24 protein-coding genes are annotated in these 16,772 nt (G+C 46.7%); 2 read left to right on the top strand and 22 right to left on the bottom strand.

Annotated features, from left to right (window positions below):
* The 15 genes from ACSIPU_RS27550 to ACSIPU_RS27480 form a co-directional block, all read right to left on the bottom strand.
* On the bottom strand, positions 1-206 hold a 206-nt coding region (locus ACSIPU_RS27550; RefSeq protein ID WP_435322450.1), incomplete at its 3' end, for a hypothetical protein.
* Between the two features lie 3 nt (positions 207-209).
* Positions 210-1,172 (bottom strand): major capsid family protein, encoded by a 963-nt coding sequence (locus tag ACSIPU_RS27545; protein WP_064374037.1) that lies wholly within the window; start codon positions 1,170-1,172, stop codon positions 210-212.
* Between the two features lie 21 nt (positions 1,173-1,193).
* On the bottom strand, positions 1,194-1,745 hold the full coding sequence (locus ACSIPU_RS27540; protein WP_058646511.1) for a structural cement protein Gp24: 552 nt from the start codon (positions 1,743-1,745) through the stop codon (positions 1,194-1,196).
* Complete coding sequence (locus ACSIPU_RS27535; protein WP_064374035.1) at positions 1,745-2,932, bottom strand: DUF2213 domain-containing protein; 1,188 nt, start codon at positions 2,930-2,932, stop codon at positions 1,745-1,747. Before ACSIPU_RS27535 ends, ACSIPU_RS27540 begins: the two co-directional genes overlap by 1 nt.
* Before the next feature lie 19 nt (positions 2,933-2,951).
* Positions 2,952-3,767, bottom strand: coding sequence for a phage minor head protein (locus tag ACSIPU_RS27530; RefSeq protein WP_224257446.1), 816 nt, complete (start codon positions 3,765-3,767; stop codon positions 2,952-2,954).
* Positions 3,757-5,169, bottom strand: a complete 1,413-nt coding sequence (locus ACSIPU_RS27525; RefSeq protein WP_407251617.1) for a DUF1073 domain-containing protein — start codon at positions 5,167-5,169, stop codon at positions 3,757-3,759. The genes ACSIPU_RS27530 and ACSIPU_RS27525 overlap by 11 nt, the downstream gene beginning before the upstream one ends.
* A gap of 3 nt (positions 5,170-5,172) precedes the next feature.
* Positions 5,173-6,711 (bottom strand): phage terminase large subunit, encoded by a 1,539-nt coding sequence (gene terL, locus ACSIPU_RS27520; protein WP_196558025.1) that lies wholly within the window; start codon positions 6,709-6,711, stop codon positions 5,173-5,175.
* The gene (locus tag ACSIPU_RS27515) at positions 6,653-7,741 is read right to left on the bottom strand and encodes a terminase small subunit (protein ID WP_196558026.1); all 1,089 of its coding nucleotides are present in this window, start codon (positions 7,739-7,741) and stop codon (positions 6,653-6,655) included. Before ACSIPU_RS27515 ends, terL begins: the two co-directional genes overlap by 59 nt.
* Complete coding sequence (locus tag ACSIPU_RS27510) at positions 7,741-7,998, bottom strand: hypothetical protein (protein WP_064355824.1); 258 nt, start codon at positions 7,996-7,998, stop codon at positions 7,741-7,743. The genes ACSIPU_RS27515 and ACSIPU_RS27510 overlap by 1 nt, the downstream gene beginning before the upstream one ends.
* 2 nt (positions 7,999-8,000) lie before the next feature.
* Entirely contained in the window at positions 8,001-8,873 is an 873-nt protein-coding gene (locus ACSIPU_RS27505; RefSeq protein ID WP_196558027.1) for a GREB1-related protein, read from the bottom strand.
* Positions 8,863-9,498: a ParB/Srx family N-terminal domain-containing protein gene (locus tag ACSIPU_RS27500; protein WP_053087342.1), complete on the bottom strand. Its 636-nt coding sequence runs from the start codon at positions 9,496-9,498 to the stop codon at positions 8,863-8,865. Before ACSIPU_RS27500 ends, ACSIPU_RS27505 begins: the two co-directional genes overlap by 11 nt.
* 313 nt (positions 9,499-9,811) lie before the next feature.
* Positions 9,812-10,237: a hypothetical protein gene (locus ACSIPU_RS27495; RefSeq protein WP_064374026.1), complete on the bottom strand. Its 426-nt coding sequence runs from the start codon at positions 10,235-10,237 to the stop codon at positions 9,812-9,814.
* 77 nt (positions 10,238-10,314) lie between these two features.
* Entirely contained in the window at positions 10,315-10,698 is a 384-nt protein-coding gene (locus ACSIPU_RS27490) for a hypothetical protein (RefSeq protein ID WP_196558028.1), read from the bottom strand.
* A gap of 107 nt (positions 10,699-10,805) precedes the next feature.
* Positions 10,806-11,048 (bottom strand): hypothetical protein, encoded by a 243-nt coding sequence (locus ACSIPU_RS27485; protein WP_371318448.1) that lies wholly within the window; start codon positions 11,046-11,048, stop codon positions 10,806-10,808.
* A gap of 233 nt (positions 11,049-11,281) precedes the next feature.
* A complete protein-coding gene (locus ACSIPU_RS27480) occupies positions 11,282-11,446 on the bottom strand; it encodes a YnfU family zinc-binding protein (protein WP_217290983.1) in 165 nt (54 codons plus the stop codon).
* On the opposite strand from ACSIPU_RS27480, the gene ACSIPU_RS27475 reads away from it, so the two are divergent.
* Together ACSIPU_RS27475 and ACSIPU_RS27470 are read left to right on the top strand one after the other, a co-directional pair.
* Positions 11,445-11,702 (top strand): hypothetical protein, encoded by a 258-nt coding sequence (locus tag ACSIPU_RS27475; RefSeq protein WP_286050784.1) that lies wholly within the window; start codon positions 11,445-11,447, stop codon positions 11,700-11,702. The genes ACSIPU_RS27480 and ACSIPU_RS27475 overlap by 2 nt on opposite strands.
* A 370-nt stretch (positions 11,703-12,072) precedes the next feature.
* Entirely contained in the window at positions 12,073-12,243 is a 171-nt protein-coding gene (locus ACSIPU_RS27470; RefSeq protein ID WP_222859448.1) for a YnfU family zinc-binding protein, read from the top strand.
* 416 nt (positions 12,244-12,659) lie between these two features.
* Here ACSIPU_RS27470 and ACSIPU_RS27465 read toward each other — a convergent pair whose 3' ends face one another.
* From ACSIPU_RS27465 to ACSIPU_RS27435, 7 genes are all read right to left on the bottom strand, one after another.
* On the bottom strand, positions 12,660-12,845 hold the full coding sequence (locus tag ACSIPU_RS27465; protein ID WP_064374019.1) for a hypothetical protein: 186 nt from the start codon (positions 12,843-12,845) through the stop codon (positions 12,660-12,662).
* A 66-nt stretch (positions 12,846-12,911) separates the two neighbouring features.
* On the bottom strand, positions 12,912-13,121 hold the full coding sequence (locus tag ACSIPU_RS27460; protein WP_224257448.1) for a hypothetical protein: 210 nt from the start codon (positions 13,119-13,121) through the stop codon (positions 12,912-12,914).
* Complete coding sequence (locus ACSIPU_RS27455) at positions 13,072-13,350, bottom strand: hypothetical protein (protein ID WP_064373927.1); 279 nt, start codon at positions 13,348-13,350, stop codon at positions 13,072-13,074. The genes ACSIPU_RS27460 and ACSIPU_RS27455 overlap by 50 nt, the downstream gene beginning before the upstream one ends.
* A complete protein-coding gene (locus tag ACSIPU_RS27450) occupies positions 13,347-13,886 on the bottom strand; it encodes a glycoside hydrolase family 108 protein (protein ID WP_196558029.1) in 540 nt (179 codons plus the stop codon). The genes ACSIPU_RS27455 and ACSIPU_RS27450 overlap by 4 nt, the downstream gene beginning before the upstream one ends.
* Positions 13,873-14,220 (bottom strand): phage holin family protein, encoded by a 348-nt coding sequence (locus ACSIPU_RS27445; RefSeq protein ID WP_196558030.1) that lies wholly within the window; start codon positions 14,218-14,220, stop codon positions 13,873-13,875. The genes ACSIPU_RS27450 and ACSIPU_RS27445 overlap by 14 nt, the downstream gene beginning before the upstream one ends.
* A 63-nt stretch (positions 14,221-14,283) precedes the next feature.
* Positions 14,284-15,432: a hypothetical protein gene (locus tag ACSIPU_RS27440; RefSeq protein WP_196558031.1), complete on the bottom strand. Its 1,149-nt coding sequence runs from the start codon at positions 15,430-15,432 to the stop codon at positions 14,284-14,286.
* Positions 15,433-15,447: 15 nt separating this feature from the next.
* Positions 15,448-16,629, bottom strand: a complete 1,182-nt coding sequence (locus ACSIPU_RS27435; protein ID WP_196558032.1) for a nucleoid-associated protein — start codon at positions 16,627-16,629, stop codon at positions 15,448-15,450.
* Positions 16,630-16,772 lie beyond the last annotated feature (143 nt).

Here is a 16,772-nt window from a genome sequence, read left to right as displayed (position 1 = left end):
GCTGCCAGCTCTTCATCGACTTCAGCACCACCTGACGCTTCACGCTCATCCGAGCTGGAAATTTCAAGGCGGCCTTTTTTCACCCACGGATGATTTTTAAAATCTCCCGTAACGGGTTTCCCTTCACCTGGTTTAAGGGTGACGCGCTCGCCGTTTTCATCAGCGACCACAATCGGATTTTTGGTCCAGTTAATTAACGTCTGCATAGATTAAAGCCCGTCGATGTAGTGGAAAGCACCAGGCACTCGAATTTCAGTACCGCCAGTACGGGTCAGAGCCGGTACTTTGAAATTCACGTTGTCAGCGGTGGCAGGAGCAAGGAACTGAAGCGGCATAACATCATGGCCTTTCACCACTTCCATATCTTTGCAGTAAACGACCATACGATCTTCTTCCAGCGGGGTTTCTTCCGGCTGGCCGTTATCGTCCTTCACATTCGTTGAAAGCAGAATGTCATCGGTAAACGTCATGTCGGGGAAGTTTTCGCGCAGGAACTGCAACAGCGTGTAATTTGACGCGTTATGCGTGGAAAGCATGGTGCGCATCAAAAGCTGCATCTGAGCTGGTGGAAGCACAAAATCAGTCGGACGAAATACCGTGTTGGTATTGTCCAGATAAACCTGGTTGTACGCATTGCCGAAGAAATCAATGATCGGCTGCGTACCCTTGTCAGGAATATCAGCCACCAGCGCTTTGAGCGTGGCTGGCGCAACTTCACGGGTCACGTTTGGGCTGGTGTAAAGGCCTTCACCCACTTTCTGGCCCCAGAGATAAATCTTGTTCAGGCCACGCTCTGTAACATCGCGCACAGCCTGTGCTTTACGCGCCTCCAGTGGCATATCGTACAGCTGCGCACGGCCGATTTCCTCCAGCGTGTAGGTGTAACCTAGCGCCGCCGTTTTGATCTGATGGAAACCGATGCTTGTTGCCACATCAACGGTTGGGATATCCGTTGAGTTCGGGCCCAGCAGTTGCAGCTCGCCGCGTGCGTCAGCGGCCTGGAACGCCACAACGTCTACCCAGTCTGGTGCTGAGTCATCCAGCGGAACCAGTTGGGTGTATTTGTATTGAGGGTATTTCTTTTCGTAAACCTTTTGCTCCAGATGTGCAGCCTGTTGGATCAGAAAACCCATCGCTGCGGTTGGAGACATATCAAACATATTGCGTCGCATATTATTTTCCCTGAATTAAATTTATTCGCCGTTACCGGAGCCGTTGCCAGCGTCGGAACCTGAAGCACCAGCATCTACCGCGAGGATGCCATGAACGCGGATCTCGCCGATTTTCCCGGCTTCCACGTCATCCACCCACTTAACGAGATTCAGAGCTACACCGTTCCCGCCAGCAGTCAGGCGACCGAGATTGTCTTCATCATCAACAATCACTTCGACAGGATCGCCACCTTCAGCACCATCTACGCACAGCGCGAACATCGCGCCGTCTTCCAGCACAGAGGCCACATCGTTGATGCGGTAGCCGCTTGCGTATACGCCTTCATTGTTTGGCGGCGTAGGGCTTGCCTGTGCCTGGCTACGAACGGTGAACCCTACAATGTCAGCGGCGACAGTATCAGCCGTGACAGGAGCGACAGAACGACGTGCAGCACCACGGATGACCGCGCGACCGAACGGAATAAATTGCTCTTCAGTCAGGCGCGACACGATTTTGTTTACTTCGATGGTGGATACCTGGCCTTCGTAGCCGAGGCCGTTAAACAAGCCGAAAGAGTCCTGAGCAATAGCCATTATTTTTTACCTTCTTGGTTGCGACCGTAGCGCTGGTCGAGGAAGTTATTACGCGCGCTTACGCGCTGCTGGTTCGCATCGCCCGTCTGACGGGTCATAACGTTTGTCATGTCGTTAGCGAAAAGGCGATGTGAATCGTTGGTGCTCTTGTTCTGCGGATCATCAGGGTCTTCGTCCTGATTTTCTTTTTGCTCTTCAGCCGCATCAAAGAACGCTGAAACATACGCATCGGGCGCTTTATCCCAGGTCGCGTATTTTTTGCATTTGATACCGGCCGCATCGAGCGCCACGCGTTTAATGGTCAGCGGGTCCATCGAATCACAGGAGAAACTTTTCCCTGCAATTTTGCGGGCGCCGCCCAGCGCAACGACGACCTGATCCACGCGCTGTTGAATGGCGCTGTCTGAAGTCTGCGTTTTCAGGTCTTCCAGCTCTTCTTCTTTTTTTTCCAGCTTCACTTCAAGCTGTGCAATTTCCCCTTCCAGCTTTTCCTGACTTTCATCACCGGTACGGATGCGCTTCATCAGGCTGTCCAGAGTGGTTTGAATCAGCGTGGCGGTGGCCTGATCTGCCACTTCCACTTTTGCGCCGCTATCGAGGGTGATTTGTGGCATGGGTTGGTTCTCCTTTGGTTTTTGTGAATCAAACAGTCGCGCCAGATGCCCCGCCCGAGCGGAGTCACAAAGCGCTATGTGGTTAACGAGAATGTCAGTCTGAATAAATTCATAAGGCGTGCCGCATGGGGCTACACCAGGCTGACGGAGGTATTCAGCGCTATATCCTGCTGATAGCTCGGCGGTGCCAGCGTTTATGGCGTCTATCGCGGCCTGATCTTTAATCAGGTGATCAACAACGACGAAATCACCAAATCGGCGCCCTGCGGTCGTGGCATGGCCGACAGAAACCTCTTTGAAGGTTTTCGAATCAACAAAATCGTCGGGGTGCTGAAGGGTGATATCGGCGTTGTCGTAGCTGGCGAGGCTTTCCGGTTTAAAAACCTCTTCCGGTGGGCGATAGACGTTTACTAACTCGTTCGGTGGCCTGTCCGTTAATCCCAGCTCCTGCGCGGTGTACTGCTGCACGCCAGTACGCGCCACTCTTCCAGGAACGGAGAGATATCCGTTATCAAGAATTTTTCGCTGAGAATCGACGCGGAAAGACAGCCGATCCGTTACCGTGATCCGCATGTTTTTTCCCTGAGTTGGTTTACTTGTAATCCAGCCCCTGTATCTGAGGAACGCCAGTACAGCGGCAGTTTATGTGCGCACGTCCCGGGTAAAGCCCTGTTTCCCCGTTGTACATCGCACCGCGTGACCAGAGATAAACGCCTGGACCGTAGCCCACGTCATTTCTGGCGATGTAGAAACATTTTATTTTTGCGCGAGGATATTTCCCTGCGGGATTGCCTGACACCCTGGCATCTTTCGAATCAGACCACCTGAAACGGCTGATACCGGATGAAGTCTGCCGCTTGCGGTTAATGTCACTGGTTACTTTCAGCGTCTGGTCACGCGCTATCAGCGCCGCTCTGCGATACGTTGCCCCTGTCACCGCCTGAAGGTTGCGCGTCAGGGTGGTAACGCTGTCTCCCCTCAAAATGCTGTCCATCACCTGCCGCTGGATATTGTCAAAATAATCAGACGACAGAGAGCGAATCAGGGCCACGTTTTCTTCTACCGCAGCATCGAAAAAATCACCCAGGCTTTCACGCGTCAAAAGCCCCTCGATATCCACGCCCAGCGCCCTGTTAATTTGTTCGACGAACGCCGCCGATGTTTCCGACTCCGCCAGGCTAACTACGCGCTGCGCCAGCCTGTTCTGTTGCCCGTGATAGGCATCAGAATAGAAACGTTCTGCGGCATGGTTTAACGCGGCTTTTATCAGGTCGGTGAGAAAACTGTCGGCGGTATAACTTCGTTTGAGGACGGGGATCAGAGCTTCCTGAACGCTTCGGGCCATCAGGTTAATCATTGTCCTGAGCTGGCCGTTGTAATACTTCTCCAGGTCGCCGTTAACCGTCATCAACTGAATCGGACGGCGGCGGGTTGCCTGTTCCTGAATTCTCCTTTTCAGTTTCTCCGATATTGAAGCGGAACTCCCCAGCGGCTTCTGCTCGCTCGTCCTCTTCAACGCGTTTAAGGAATTCTTCGTTGATAACATACTGGCCACTCTCTTTGAGTTTTCGAACCACTGCAGATCGCGGAATGACTTTTTGCTGAATGCGCAGGTCATCGGTCTGGGCTTCTGCCAGATTGCGATCCTTCACTTCGGATTCAGTCGGAATTTCGAGAGGGTTGAATTCATAGTTCAGGTCGTCGGGCGCAACGCCCAGCGTGGAGCGAATTAAAACCTCGTCGATCTGGTTCAGGAATTTCCGGTATTTCATTTCCTGATCGCCACGAACGCGGTTGTAGTAGTTCTTTGCATCCCCCTGACCAGAATCACCCAGGCCTTTAGACTGCACGCCAAACAAGCGCGTCATGGGCTGTTTAGCGGCTCCTGCTGTCCACTCCATGAGAACGGAGAGGATTTCCCCCAGCCCACCGAATGAAATCGGCTTGCGGTCGAAATTTTCCGTTGAATCCATCAGAGCCAGCCTGAACATGGATTTCAGCATTCCAAAATTCAGGAAGCGGTTCATAATCGACTGGTCCATATCACCCGATGAAAGGTCTGTAGCCAGGTTATCGCGGGAAATCACATCAATGTTGGCTTCGAGAATGAGTGACGCAATACCGGCCTTCGCTGCGGCTGAGTCCTTTAAATCCTCCATGCATCGCCTTAACGCGCTGTCATCCCATCCGTTATTGAGCAATCGCAAGCGCGGCGGTAAGGCTTCGCCAGGCGCGATGATGAAATGGCTGTGGTGGACGTTCTGCACCCCGCCGTTTATCCGGTAGGTTTCCGCTCGCATGTAGTTTTCTGCGGTCGGATCCGAATAGTTATAGGTGGAGGGGGAAATCATCGTTCTGTCGAGATTTACCAGACGTTTAAGCGAACCCTTTTTTATTTTGTCCAGCTCAAGCTTCTGGCCCAGTTCCTGATCGGTAATCAGCAAAACGCCAGCACCACCATAAACACCAGCCCAGGTAAAAGCGGCCTGTGTTTTTTCCTGAAGCTCGAATAATTTTTCAGCCTCATGAATTTTTGCCGCCTCTTTCCCCGTAAAGGTTCGCCATTCTCGCGTGGCATCCTCTACAGGGTGATCGACTACTGCCCCCGCTATCCAGTTATCGAAATAAGCGGCTTCCATTTCCAGATAATCATTAAGCTGGGTAATGGTGAAGCGGTTATAAGAGCGACGGTCGCGATTCGTTCCCATGCCTGTGATGACATTAGAAAGACTGTCAAAGACAGGCATCACCCCGCCGCTGTTGGTTAATTTAAAGCGGGGCTTAGCCGCTTTGGTTTCTTTCTCGGCCATAATTTACCATTCGTTGTATGGGGTAACTCCGCTGTCAAACGCCTCTTTAATGGCATCCATCATCGGATCAAGCTGGTCATCGTGAGTGTTAAACGCGGCGTTGATACCCTCCATTTCCTGAAGGAAATCACTTACCCAGGGAGCGGAAGCCGGAAGCCTGATGTAACCAGACTCGATCCAGCCCTGCGTATCCATGAGGCGGGTGTATTTATCCTGATCGCGCTGTATCGCGCGTATAGGGCAGAGAGCGCCCTTGCGGATAGACTGAATCAGGCCAGTGCCGGAAGATTTATCCTCAACGGCCATGAAGCGCAGCGGCCCGTTCTGCATCGGCTTGCACTTGTTCCAGAACGCGATTGCTCGCCTCTTCAGCTCGTCGGATTCCCATTTCCCGCGTATCAGGTCTATCAAATAGAGATAACCGTCAACGCCCAGCCCCCAATGCTCGAAAACAGAGAAGTCATTAACTTCTTTTATTTTTTGCGCCGTATCAGCGTAAATGGCTCGCCACTTCAGTTTCGGAAGCTGCGTATATTCCCCGAACCACGCCGATTTAATCAGGCCACCACCTTTCGCCGCTGGCCGTTGCTGGTACAACGCATTCCAGACCAGTGAGCCGCGCTGTTTGCACTTCTCCACAAAGGCCTGAGGCATACGCTCAGGAAAAAGAATTTCGCCTTTTTTTCTCAGCGCATATTTTTTTCCGTTCAGCTCGTGGTATTCGTCCTTTTCGGCTTCCATAGGGAAACTGACCACTCGCCACTCTTCGCCGCCCTCCTTCGCTTTCTTCAGGAGCTGCCCCGCCAGATCGTCCTTATGCCAGCGGGTCAGGATGATGATGACGCCGTTTAATTTCGGATCAGCACGCGTGAAAAATGTCGTGTCGTACCAGTCTATGACTGTTTCCTGGTACACCGGAGAGGACGCGGTTTTGTAATCCTTTGCAGGGTCATCGATGATGCCGATCTGCATACCCTGACCAGTGATACCACCGTTAACGCCAGCAGCACGGTATGAGCCACCAGCAAGCTGGCCTCTTTCGTCAACAGTCTCCCACAGTTCAGCCGTCCTGATAGCGCCGTTACGCCCTCCTCCCAGCCTTGTTTGCGGGTACACGTCACGATAGCGCTCACCTTCAATGATGCGCTGCGTGTCGCGTGACATACGGTTTGCCAGGTCCGAAGAGTACGAACACGAAATCACGTTCCAGTCGGGATGTTTCCCCAGCACCTTTGCAGGGAATCGACGAGAGGCAAGTTCACTTTTGCCAGAACGCGGAGGAGCGAAAATCATCAGGCGCGGCATTAGGCCTTTTTCCACATCCTCCAGAAATTTATCCAGCTCAAGGCAAATTAATTCGTTAAACCAGCCCGTTTCATAGGTCGGGTGGGTGTAGAGCGTGAAATCCAGCATCGACTCCCGCGCTTTTTCTACTGCCCTTTTTTTAAATCCCTCCAGGATCTGCCTGTTCGTCAGCTCCCGCTTATTCCTGGTCGTCTGGTGGTGCTTCCCTGTCTGAGAGTTGATCGCTAAATCTGCCATAACCTAAACTCCGCAAAGCATCGTTCAACTGTTCATCAGTGATGTCGTTTTCCTCCGGCTCCGGATCCTCACCCTCTTTTTTCGCCGCCCAATTTTTCCTGGCCTCAATTATTTTCAGGAGGTCACGGCGTGCCGCCTCCTGATTAGCCATGCGAACTTCCAGGCCATGTTGAGTCTGCTTTATACCTGCATACAGCCAGCGAGCGTCACCATCTAACTGAGTGGTATCAGCTACAAAAAGTTGTGTCTCTCCCTCACCGTTACACTTTGGGCAATCCTCATTTGGAAAACCCGTTTCGACAAATCCCAGACCGCCATATTCAGGTTGTTCCTTTCCGTCCTGACTAGCTTTCTCCGCAGCCTTGTCGAATTCTTCAATGTCCCGCCACTGATAAAGATGACGCTCACCCCAACAATACCGACAGTTAACACGCCTGTACTGAACCAGTTCGTTGGGGTTTGCGCTGGCAATGGCTGAAAGCTGATGAATAATTTCATCTTCAGTAAGCGAAAGGCGTTGCTGACGTTTGTCGCGTAGAAAACTGACTGCACGATAAACCTTTGCATTTCTCAACATCTTTGAAGCGCAAGAATGTGCTGATGCTCCCTCACCGTCATATCCTGCAATCCGATACGCTTCGACAAGTTTTTTTCCTGCCGCTACGTTTTCTGCAAAAATTCCCTGCTTTTCCGAAAGCCCGAATTCAGCGGGATCAAAAGAATAAAAATCATCATCCGTTCCTTTTTTTATCTTTCCGGGTTTTGATACCCGCTCACCCGCCTCTTCCAGTTTTTTTTCTGTTTTCAGTTTCCGAGTTTCCACTTTTTTTCTTTCCACTTTTTCGGCGGAAATCTTTTTCGTGGAAACTTTTTTTTCTGGAGTTTTTTTTTCCGGCTTTTGCCAGCTCTCAGCTTTTGCCCTCTGGTTTATCGCTGTATGACTGATTCCGTACTTTTCCGCTAACTTACGGGCTGATACGCCATCAGTTTCATACTCGCGTCTGATGGCCTCCCAGTCCGTCTTTCTCATCAGTCACCGTCCTGTTGTTTCTCACGCCTCAGTAATTCATGGTAAGCACCAGCATCGCCACTTTTCGCTTTTTTATACAAAGCCCCTCGTAACTCAGCCTCGCTTTTCGCTCTGCCTATCCTGATTTCTTTCCGGAAACTGGAAAGCTCATCCCTGTTTTGTTTCAGTTCCTGAAGGTCGATTTCCAGAACATCCGCAATTTGCTGCTCGGTTAGACGGCGAGCAGCTAAAACCTGCACCTTTTGCCGATCGAACATGATTACTCCGTATAGTTCTCTTTCAGAACCATTCCGTAGTTATCTGCTCCATTGGTGACTAGAACATCAGAACGTAAACGTAGCCGGAGAGATTTAAACCGCGAATAGTCGACATGGTGATGTACCCGCCCGAATTTAAAAACCATCCTCGACACATCAGGATGCATTTCGACCTGCATTCGGGATTTGTTATAGGTCCCTTCCTGAGCATAAAACTCAGCAGTGTTCCCACCTTTGATTTTTTGAGTCGCAACTTTATTCTGCAAAAAAGCGTTGAACTGAATCGTGCACCAGCCAGCCTTCAACATACGCAGTGATAAGTCCGTATCTTCGTTGTAACGACCACGCCAGCGGAACGGCGTGTCATTTCGAATCAGATTGCAGGAATATATCCGTGTATTCGTGATGAATGGGGGACATTTTTGTCGGTCAGGCGCGAACATGTAGTAATTCGGTCCCGCCATGGCGACATTTTCATAACGCAAAACGAAATCTTCCATACAGCGGAATATCGTCCCGTCACCAACCCTCAAACGCTTGTTTTTGTGCAACCGGTAGAACGCACGAATGTTATCGTCCATCACCCAATGCCACGGATAACCACCAGCGATTGAGTGGTCCCATACAAAGTTACGCGCTGCGCCAGGGCCGACACTTTTAGTCAGTCCCAGCTCATCAAATGTGTCGTAATCACGTTGATATTTTTTATCCAGAACCAGTATTTTTTCTTTATCGATAACCGCTGAATACTGCGCGTATTCCTGTTCTTCAATAACGATAAAATACGGTACCTGCAGGCGCTCAAGTGTTTTAGCCGTCAATCGGCTTTCCCAGCGCCCTTTGCTGACGATGTAGAGGGGGAACTTAGGATTCATCGCTGAGATACACCTTATCTTTGAGACGTTCCCTAGCCTTAGCCGGGTACCAGATATACTTCGTTTTATCAGTGATGGTCTGCTCTACCAGTTCAGCAAACGCGTGAACATCACTTTCTGTTTCGAAGTGCACGATAAGCTGTTTAACTCCCTGCTTTTCTTCCTGCTCAAACTCGGGCATTCCGATCCAGTGCTCGCCAGGAATATCCCCTGCATCCCCTTTCATAGAACCGATTTCAAAATCGTTGAAGCCCGTCAGATTCAGATCGAATCCTTCCGCACTCAATGATTCAAGCTCAGCCTTCAGTAACGCATCGTCCCATACTGCGCCCTGCGGCAATTTATTATCTGCAATGCGATACGCACGCTTTTGTGCGTCAGTCAGGCCACGAAGGGTGATTGTTGGTATCGAAAATATCTCCAGCAACTCGGCTGCAGCCAGCCGACCATGCCCAGCAATCACTTCGCTGTTCTCATCAATCAAAACCGGGTTTGTCCATCCAAACTCTTCAATACTGGCTGCAATCTGTGCCACCTGAGCATCGGAATGGATCATAGCGTTGCGCTCAAACGGTTTTAATTTTGAGCGCTCAAGATAACGAATAGAAATTTTTTGTTCAGTCACGGCTTAAACCTGCGTAAACTGGCCCGGCTCTCGAGAGCGGGTGGGCCTCGGTTGTACTCATGACTCCTTGCGTGGGTATGATGATCGCTGGTAGGGTCTAAGCTGCCAGCGGTCGCCCATTTCTCTCTCAGACGTTCTTCAGACAATGCCCAGGGTGGGCGGCGGGTTCTTCAGTTCATCATTATCACAGGGACTCTGTGAATGCCTGTTGTAATGACTAACATTGGTGATGATGGTCTTAATTGAAAACATGTTAGTTTTTTTGAAAATAAAAAGCCCCGCTATTGCGAGGCTCTGTCATTAGGTTTCTGAGTTAATTCAAGAAGCGTGATTCGATTATTTCTGCTGCTCTATCCTGCACAACCGTTATATTTTGACGGATTAACATGTAATCATGATGTGCTCTTTCCAATTCGGACCATGACTGAATAACCGACTGATTTCTAATTGATCCTTCCGTCATGGCCCATGCATAAGAACAATCACTTTTAGCCTTTTTGAAAGCTAAAAATTCTTCTTCTTTTTCTTGTCTCAAGTGCATCAAAGCTTCATGAGGAAGTATTCTTGCTATCTCATTGTAATGATAAACAGCTTTTTTGAATTCTCTTTGAGCTTCATGTTTTGCCTCTTTTTTCCAAGAATTTACCGTCTTGAAAGTAAAGAAAGCCGATAGGGCCGCAACAACAGCAGATAGAAATGTAGCCATCATTGTCCAGAATTGAATCTGTTCTGAAGTCATTGTCACCTCACAAAGAGCTATACGGTTTCATATTTTACCATTATCACAGACACTCAGTGAATGCCTGCTGTAATGCCTTACTTAACCGTTTCGATGGTTGAGCCGTGGGAATTCATCACATATACCTGGTCGCTGGGATAGATGAACTGGTATCGAACACCATCGAATGCCTTGCGCTTTGCGTGCTCAGGGCTTTCGAAGTCTTCTACCAGAATGGCAATGGCATCCTCATCCAGAACACCCTCGCGCTCGCTGACGATTAACTCTTCTTCCTGAAGCGCATCTGTGCATTGTGGGTCTGAATAGACCGCTGGCAGCCAGATAGCGAAATCAGGGTTTGAGTGGTCGTTTGTCTGCAAGAGAATATCGTCGAAACGCTCACACCCCGCGCGGGCAATGGTCACGCTCGGCTGTTCGCAGATGTGGGTCACGCCGTTGATAATAGCCTTAACTGTAAACATGGTATTTCCTTCTTCTTCTGGTAATAAAAAGCCCCGCTATTGCGAGGCTATGGACTAATAACTTGATTTTGCGAAGCACAGGTAGTCAGAAAGTATCGTGCCATGCCCTATGCATAAATCCCTCCGGCAATTCCGATTACTACAGCAAGTAACAGTAAAGTGATTGCTGTTTTCGGCATTAAAACACCATAAAAGGAGAAAGCTAGCCCTATGAAAGCAACAAGCAGCACCGGCCACATATCCAATAAAAGAAAGAGATAGCCTTTGAGGGCACTGTCAATTAGCACGCCCACATCACGAATTCCTTTAAGCAACAATACCGCTTGAATTTTATCACGAACAACCCTCACATGATCCGTTAATCGACCTTCATGAGCTTACTTATTATTGATAGGTTCCCTTGGACAGTTAGCCTGCACTGATTTGTTATGCGCCAGAATGTCGCGCTTGGTCTGCTTTTATCCTTTCGAAAGAGAAAGTAACAACCATTCGACTTAGCATTACAGAGCCATCCCGCAAAGAGGCCCTCTAATTCAGGCAATAAAAACCGCCCTGAGGCGGTTAGTTTCAGTCTGGCGGTATGTTACCTGTGAATGACAAACAGTGATTTGCATCTCGGGCAGAGTAACGCCTGTTCCTTGCGTACCTTTGTAGTAGGATGATTGGATTTATGCCCGCAAACAGGACAAGTCACTGTTATTTTTGACGCAATATTTATACGTTTTAATGCGTAATCGAAAAATGACATGATGATTATCCTTTCAATAAATGGGTCTTATCATATCACCAATAGAGCATTTTTTAATCAACTCAGCGCTTACGTTTGCTGTTTCCGGGATGACTCCCTGACTAAAGTGGCTTCGCAATACCATAAAAAAACCGGGGATGGCCTTTCTGATGGCTATGAAAAAGGCCGCAAAAAGATGCGGCCTTTTGTCATGCGCAGTTCTCAATTAAATAAACTCTCAGGAGCCATCCGGGAGAGATTACCTAAAAACGAGTAACTGACCTCCGACAGACTGGTGTTGGGACGGAGGTGCAATGATAGTAGTGTGTTTTATTTTTCTTCATACTAATAAACATATAATAATGGCAGTTCGTCTTTTTAACCGACAAATACCATTCAAATAGCCTATATATGCAGATGATTGCTCTGAGAGCATTGTCACACTCAATGAAAATCTTTGAAAATGTCATTAGCTGGTTTACTCGCCATCGAACAGGTGCAGCGGCCTTGCCCTAACGAAATTAGCTTTAGTCGTTCGTTGTCATCTACCACACAAACAAAGTAGTCACAAAAACATAAAGGTTATAAAGTGAGCTATTTCCTGCCCTGTGGTGTATGGTTAGCAATCACTCACGAGGATAAAAACCATGTCGACGCTCAAAGACAAGATACGTACACTCAGGCCTGTAAAAAGCACCTGTCCTCACTGCTCTCGCCAGTCAACGCATAGCCTGTCGAGAATTAAAAATGATATAACACTGATCTGCCCTTACTGCGGTAATATTTTCCTTCCCTCAGAGAGTAAGCCTATAAAGTAAATGACTAACTACTCTTCTGAAGCTTAAGTACATGTTTAGGCTTCAGAAAACAAAAAACATAGCCACTTCTAAAGCTAAAATTTCTACAATTAAAAACGATAGAGAGCGTGACTGAAACTAATCAGATTGATGTATCGTATAATAAAATTCAGCAGACTTGATATCAACAAGACTCTTACATTGTGTTTAAGCAGTACAAATGTGTCAGGATAAAAAATGCATCCCGTTATCACCTGCTGGTATGAACTGAGGCTAGGATTTATTTTCCGCAGCGTCTGCCGTAACCGCGCTCAGGTTGTCAACGCAATGTATGTCATCCCAACGTTCTGGATAGTTATATTAATGATGACGGTGTACGGCCCTGGAGTTCTCCTTTTTATACTATTACGTATTTTCAATAGCTTAATGAAGCGAGATTAGGTATAAATCCATCCTGTAGTCCCTATCACCATAGCAAGTAACAAAAAGGTGACCGCTGTTTTAGGCATAAACACGCCATAAAATGATAGAGCCAACCCGACGAAAGCAATAATTAAAACGGGCCACATACCCAGTAAGAGAAAGAGATAGCCTTCAAGAGAACTGTCAATCAGCACGTCCACTTCATTCGTTCCTTATAATGGTCCCATAGTTAGTAATGATTTTATCATGGCAGGCTGGCTACTGGCTCACTTATTAACGACAATTGACCTTTTAATTTCCGATGTTTGTTGGCAATTTGCCATAATTGATTTGTTGTGCGCCAGAATGTCGCGTTTGGTCTGACGGTCGAGAACATCGATATCATGCTCTGTCAGATAGATAATGCGAACCCAGTAGCAGGCGGTATCAACCACCACCGGGGCGGGTAAAGTTTTCGCGCAGCTCCCTATCAACATCGTCATCGCCCATACGCTTAACAGCTTCCTGAACATCATTGGCCCCTTTTGTTGCCATTGCCAGTCTCTCTGCTACTGCGATGCTGGCGTTGACTTTCTCTGCTGATCGCTTTCTCTCGTATTTCGCTTGCGCTTTCTCGCGACCGCGTATCCTGCCTAAACCGAATGAGGTGATGATAAGAAGAAAGATGGAGGCAATTGCTGAGAGAAAGGCTTTAATCTTATTCATATTTCTACCCGCTCAAACCATCCAAAAGTAAATGCTTCATTTGCAGATCGCTGCTCTGAGAGATCGATATAACGGGCGCCCTGTAAGCTGTTTAGCGCTTTCAGCATTACCCTAGTAGCGGTGGAACCTCTGGTGGTTAAATAGCTCTTCAGTGCAGCAATCGTGCGTGGGCCTATCTGACCATCAGCGATAATATCGGGATAAAGACTCCCCTGATTGTTCATCACGTTGAGAGTGCGCTGGAGAAATTTCGCTGCAACTACTGGCCCCATATTCACGCCAGTATCGCAAAGCTCAGCGGCAATATCCGGCGAGAGAGCAGCTACTTGATCAAACCTCGGACCGTACCAGTAGTCAGCCTCATATATATCCAGTGCCTGCGCACGTGTAAGATTGCGCATATCGCCGGTATAACCATGAGCATTGGCGACTGCCTGAGTAATTCCCCAATTTGTTGGGCCGCCTTTATCGTTTGGGTTGTTAACATAGCCTCCCTCTTTTTCGAGGATAATGTTAAATATTTCATCTTTTGTCATTACGTTTAATCCCCCGCTGGTCGGCAATATAATTCACTATTGAGACAGCAAACGCTCTGCACCGATCTACACCTATTCCGCCCACTGTTGCCCCAATAATGAATGACCAATCCTGTTCACTCATTCCGAGTTGGTGCATAGCACTTACTACCGCAGCACTAACAATGAAGCAGATAAGCCCTGCATTTATCGACCGCCGCCAGCCCTCACCATCCCATAATGAAAATAACAGTGCTGTTAAAAACGCAGTTAAAGCCCCTTTGATTGCCAAGCTATTCTCGTGTAAAAAATGAAGTACCGGACCCCAGCCCCCTGGCGGGGTGTAGTTCTGCATGATTCCTCCCAAATTGCAGGCATAAAAAAACCGCCGTTAGGCGGTTTAAAATTTAAATGTGGTCTAGCTGAACAACCATTGAAGAAGCATGTAAATCAAAGCCAGCCAAACCATCCATCTACCCAGGCTGTCTATATCATCAAGCCTTTCAGTCGCCTTACTAATCTTGTCATGAAGTGCTCGGAGTGTATTCTTTGCAGCCTTTCTTACTTCTGTGCCTTCGTCGAATTGATGATATCTTTCAAATGATTCAGTTAAGCCTCTCTCTAAATTTTCATATGACTCTCTTTGAGCATCATTCGCTGTTTTCGCAATAAAGAAAATCATATACAAACCAATCAAAATTAGGAGACCCTCAAGAAACCCGCCAACTTTTACCAACGCCCCAACTGCAATTAATGCACCAGGTATTGTAAATGCCTTTGATTGACTCGTAGAGATATAATCATTTATTTTTGTAGTGTACTCTAGATTCTTCGACTCTATTTCATTTAAAATTTTATCAACAGAAAACCTTTTAGTATATAAATCCAAAAGATCGTTATATCTATTTAAGACTCGCTCACCCGCAAATATTATATTTTCAAATGAAGAGCCAACACCAATAAAATCACTGATAGCTTTCTTAAGAATGGACACTCTTTCACTTGACTGTGCATCATCAAGTAAAAGAACATTCTCTAGCTTTACTGCACTTTCAAGAGATTTCAGATCAACTTCATACTCCTTAACTCTGCTAAGAGACTCAGGAATTGTAATAACTATCTCTTTTCCACCATTTTCATCAGGAAGATACCAAATAGCTTTTTTGGGAATATCATGTACTGACAAAGATAATATTACAGCCCTCCACTTAAGATATAATTTTATTTTTTCTATTACATCAGATTGTTTTGTAGAAGCTATTTTTTCATTTATTATTAAAAATTCTTCCGGAATCTTATTTCCTGAAGTGACTATTCTCCAAAGATCATCGAGGCGAGGAAAAATCGTAGATGTTGAAGATAGTGAACCGCTTGAGACTGAGAAAGCTATTTCATTCACATTAGTATGAATTTGAGACTTAAGGCCATTTTCCTTAAGCATATCAACAAGATCAGAAACTGGAATTGGCAAATCAGTGATGTCATAAGACACCACGCCATCCTGCAATTCATATGAACCTGAAAAGAACATATCAACAAAAAATGAAAAATCACTTTTCTTAGACATATCCAATCCTTATTTTCATGAACCAAACACACCGTTCATTTTTGCTTTATCAGCTTCAGACAAACGAATAATAAGACGTTCTTCCTGCTTATCATAAATAACTTTCGAGCCTGAATTCACATCATCACTAATAATTCCGACCGAGATATTACATGTGTAATCATTTTCGGTATCTTTCAGTGTAACCTTCTCAAATTGACCTGAAGAAACTCTGCTAGGCTCGAAAAATTCGTTAATTTTATAATCACCCAGCAAAGCAAACTGCTCAAATTTACCTTTACCCTTTGAGTCTTCTGGCAAGATTTTATCTACAACCTGCTCTAACTCCTTTAGAGTGATTGTTTTATTGGTGACGCTTTTATTCTTATCGGTCATTAACTGAGAGAAAGACTCCAAGAGTTTAACCCTTGCACTGGTCGGAAGCTTTAAATGTTTGGAAAAATCAGTAAGTGCAACCCTCACCTCTTCGATGCTTTTATTATTATCTAATTCGTCAGTGCATCCTAAAGCAATCTTGAAGAAATTACTGCTTGATTTGCCAGTTATAAACTGGACATAAGGTTCACCATTTCTTTCAGGATAAAGTGTATCAAAAAGAGTCAGATCAATAAGAGCAGCCTGCCTTAATGCATCTATATCTATTGAAGGTAATTTTTGAGGCACTAAATCTTTATCGAAGTTGAAGACGCTGTTGTTATCAACCATGATAACAAACATTCTGCCCAAGCTATCATGTTCATTATCTTTATGGTAATGAATAAAAATAACAGAACCACCTGCTGGTCTTCTTTTATTTAAAGTAGCCTCATTTTTAAGGTTACCCATAAAGGACTCTACCAATTGAGGAAACTCAATTTCTCCTTTATTGTATCTATTTAAAAGAGAGGCAGTACTAAAAGGAAGTCTATTTTCAGCAATGTAACTGTGGTTTTTACGCTTAAGTTTGAACTTTCGTTCAATCTGTGTAATGAAAGCCTTTACATCATCAACATCAAGCGTCCAAGGATTACCTGTCACAGCCTCAAAGACTGGTCCCGCTTCTCCAGGCACTACAGTTAGAGTTGCTGTCAGGGCGTTCTGAGGAGCAAATGTAACTACTCCCTGCTCCAGCTCCTCATCATAACCGCACTCACAGACACCATCTTCTTTACGGTTTTCTCTCCCGCAGGCGGGACAAATCAAAACATTTGCTTCCATAACATACAATCCCTAAATGTTATTATTGATAACCTTAGCAAATACTAAGCATTAAAAATTGCTGTGTTTTCAAGGGAGCGCACACCTTGCAAAGGTGTCCGGACACTCAAAATAACATCAGGGAGGTTAAAGAGCAAAAGTTA

The organism is Klebsiella sp. HN106 (genome assembly GCF_051209435.1).
GTDB classification, from domain to species: domain Bacteria; phylum Pseudomonadota; class Gammaproteobacteria; order Enterobacterales; family Enterobacteriaceae; genus Klebsiella; species Klebsiella oxytoca.
The sequence above is the reverse complement of the archived record's forward strand: the minus strand, read 5'-3'. Positions and strand labels throughout refer to the sequence as shown.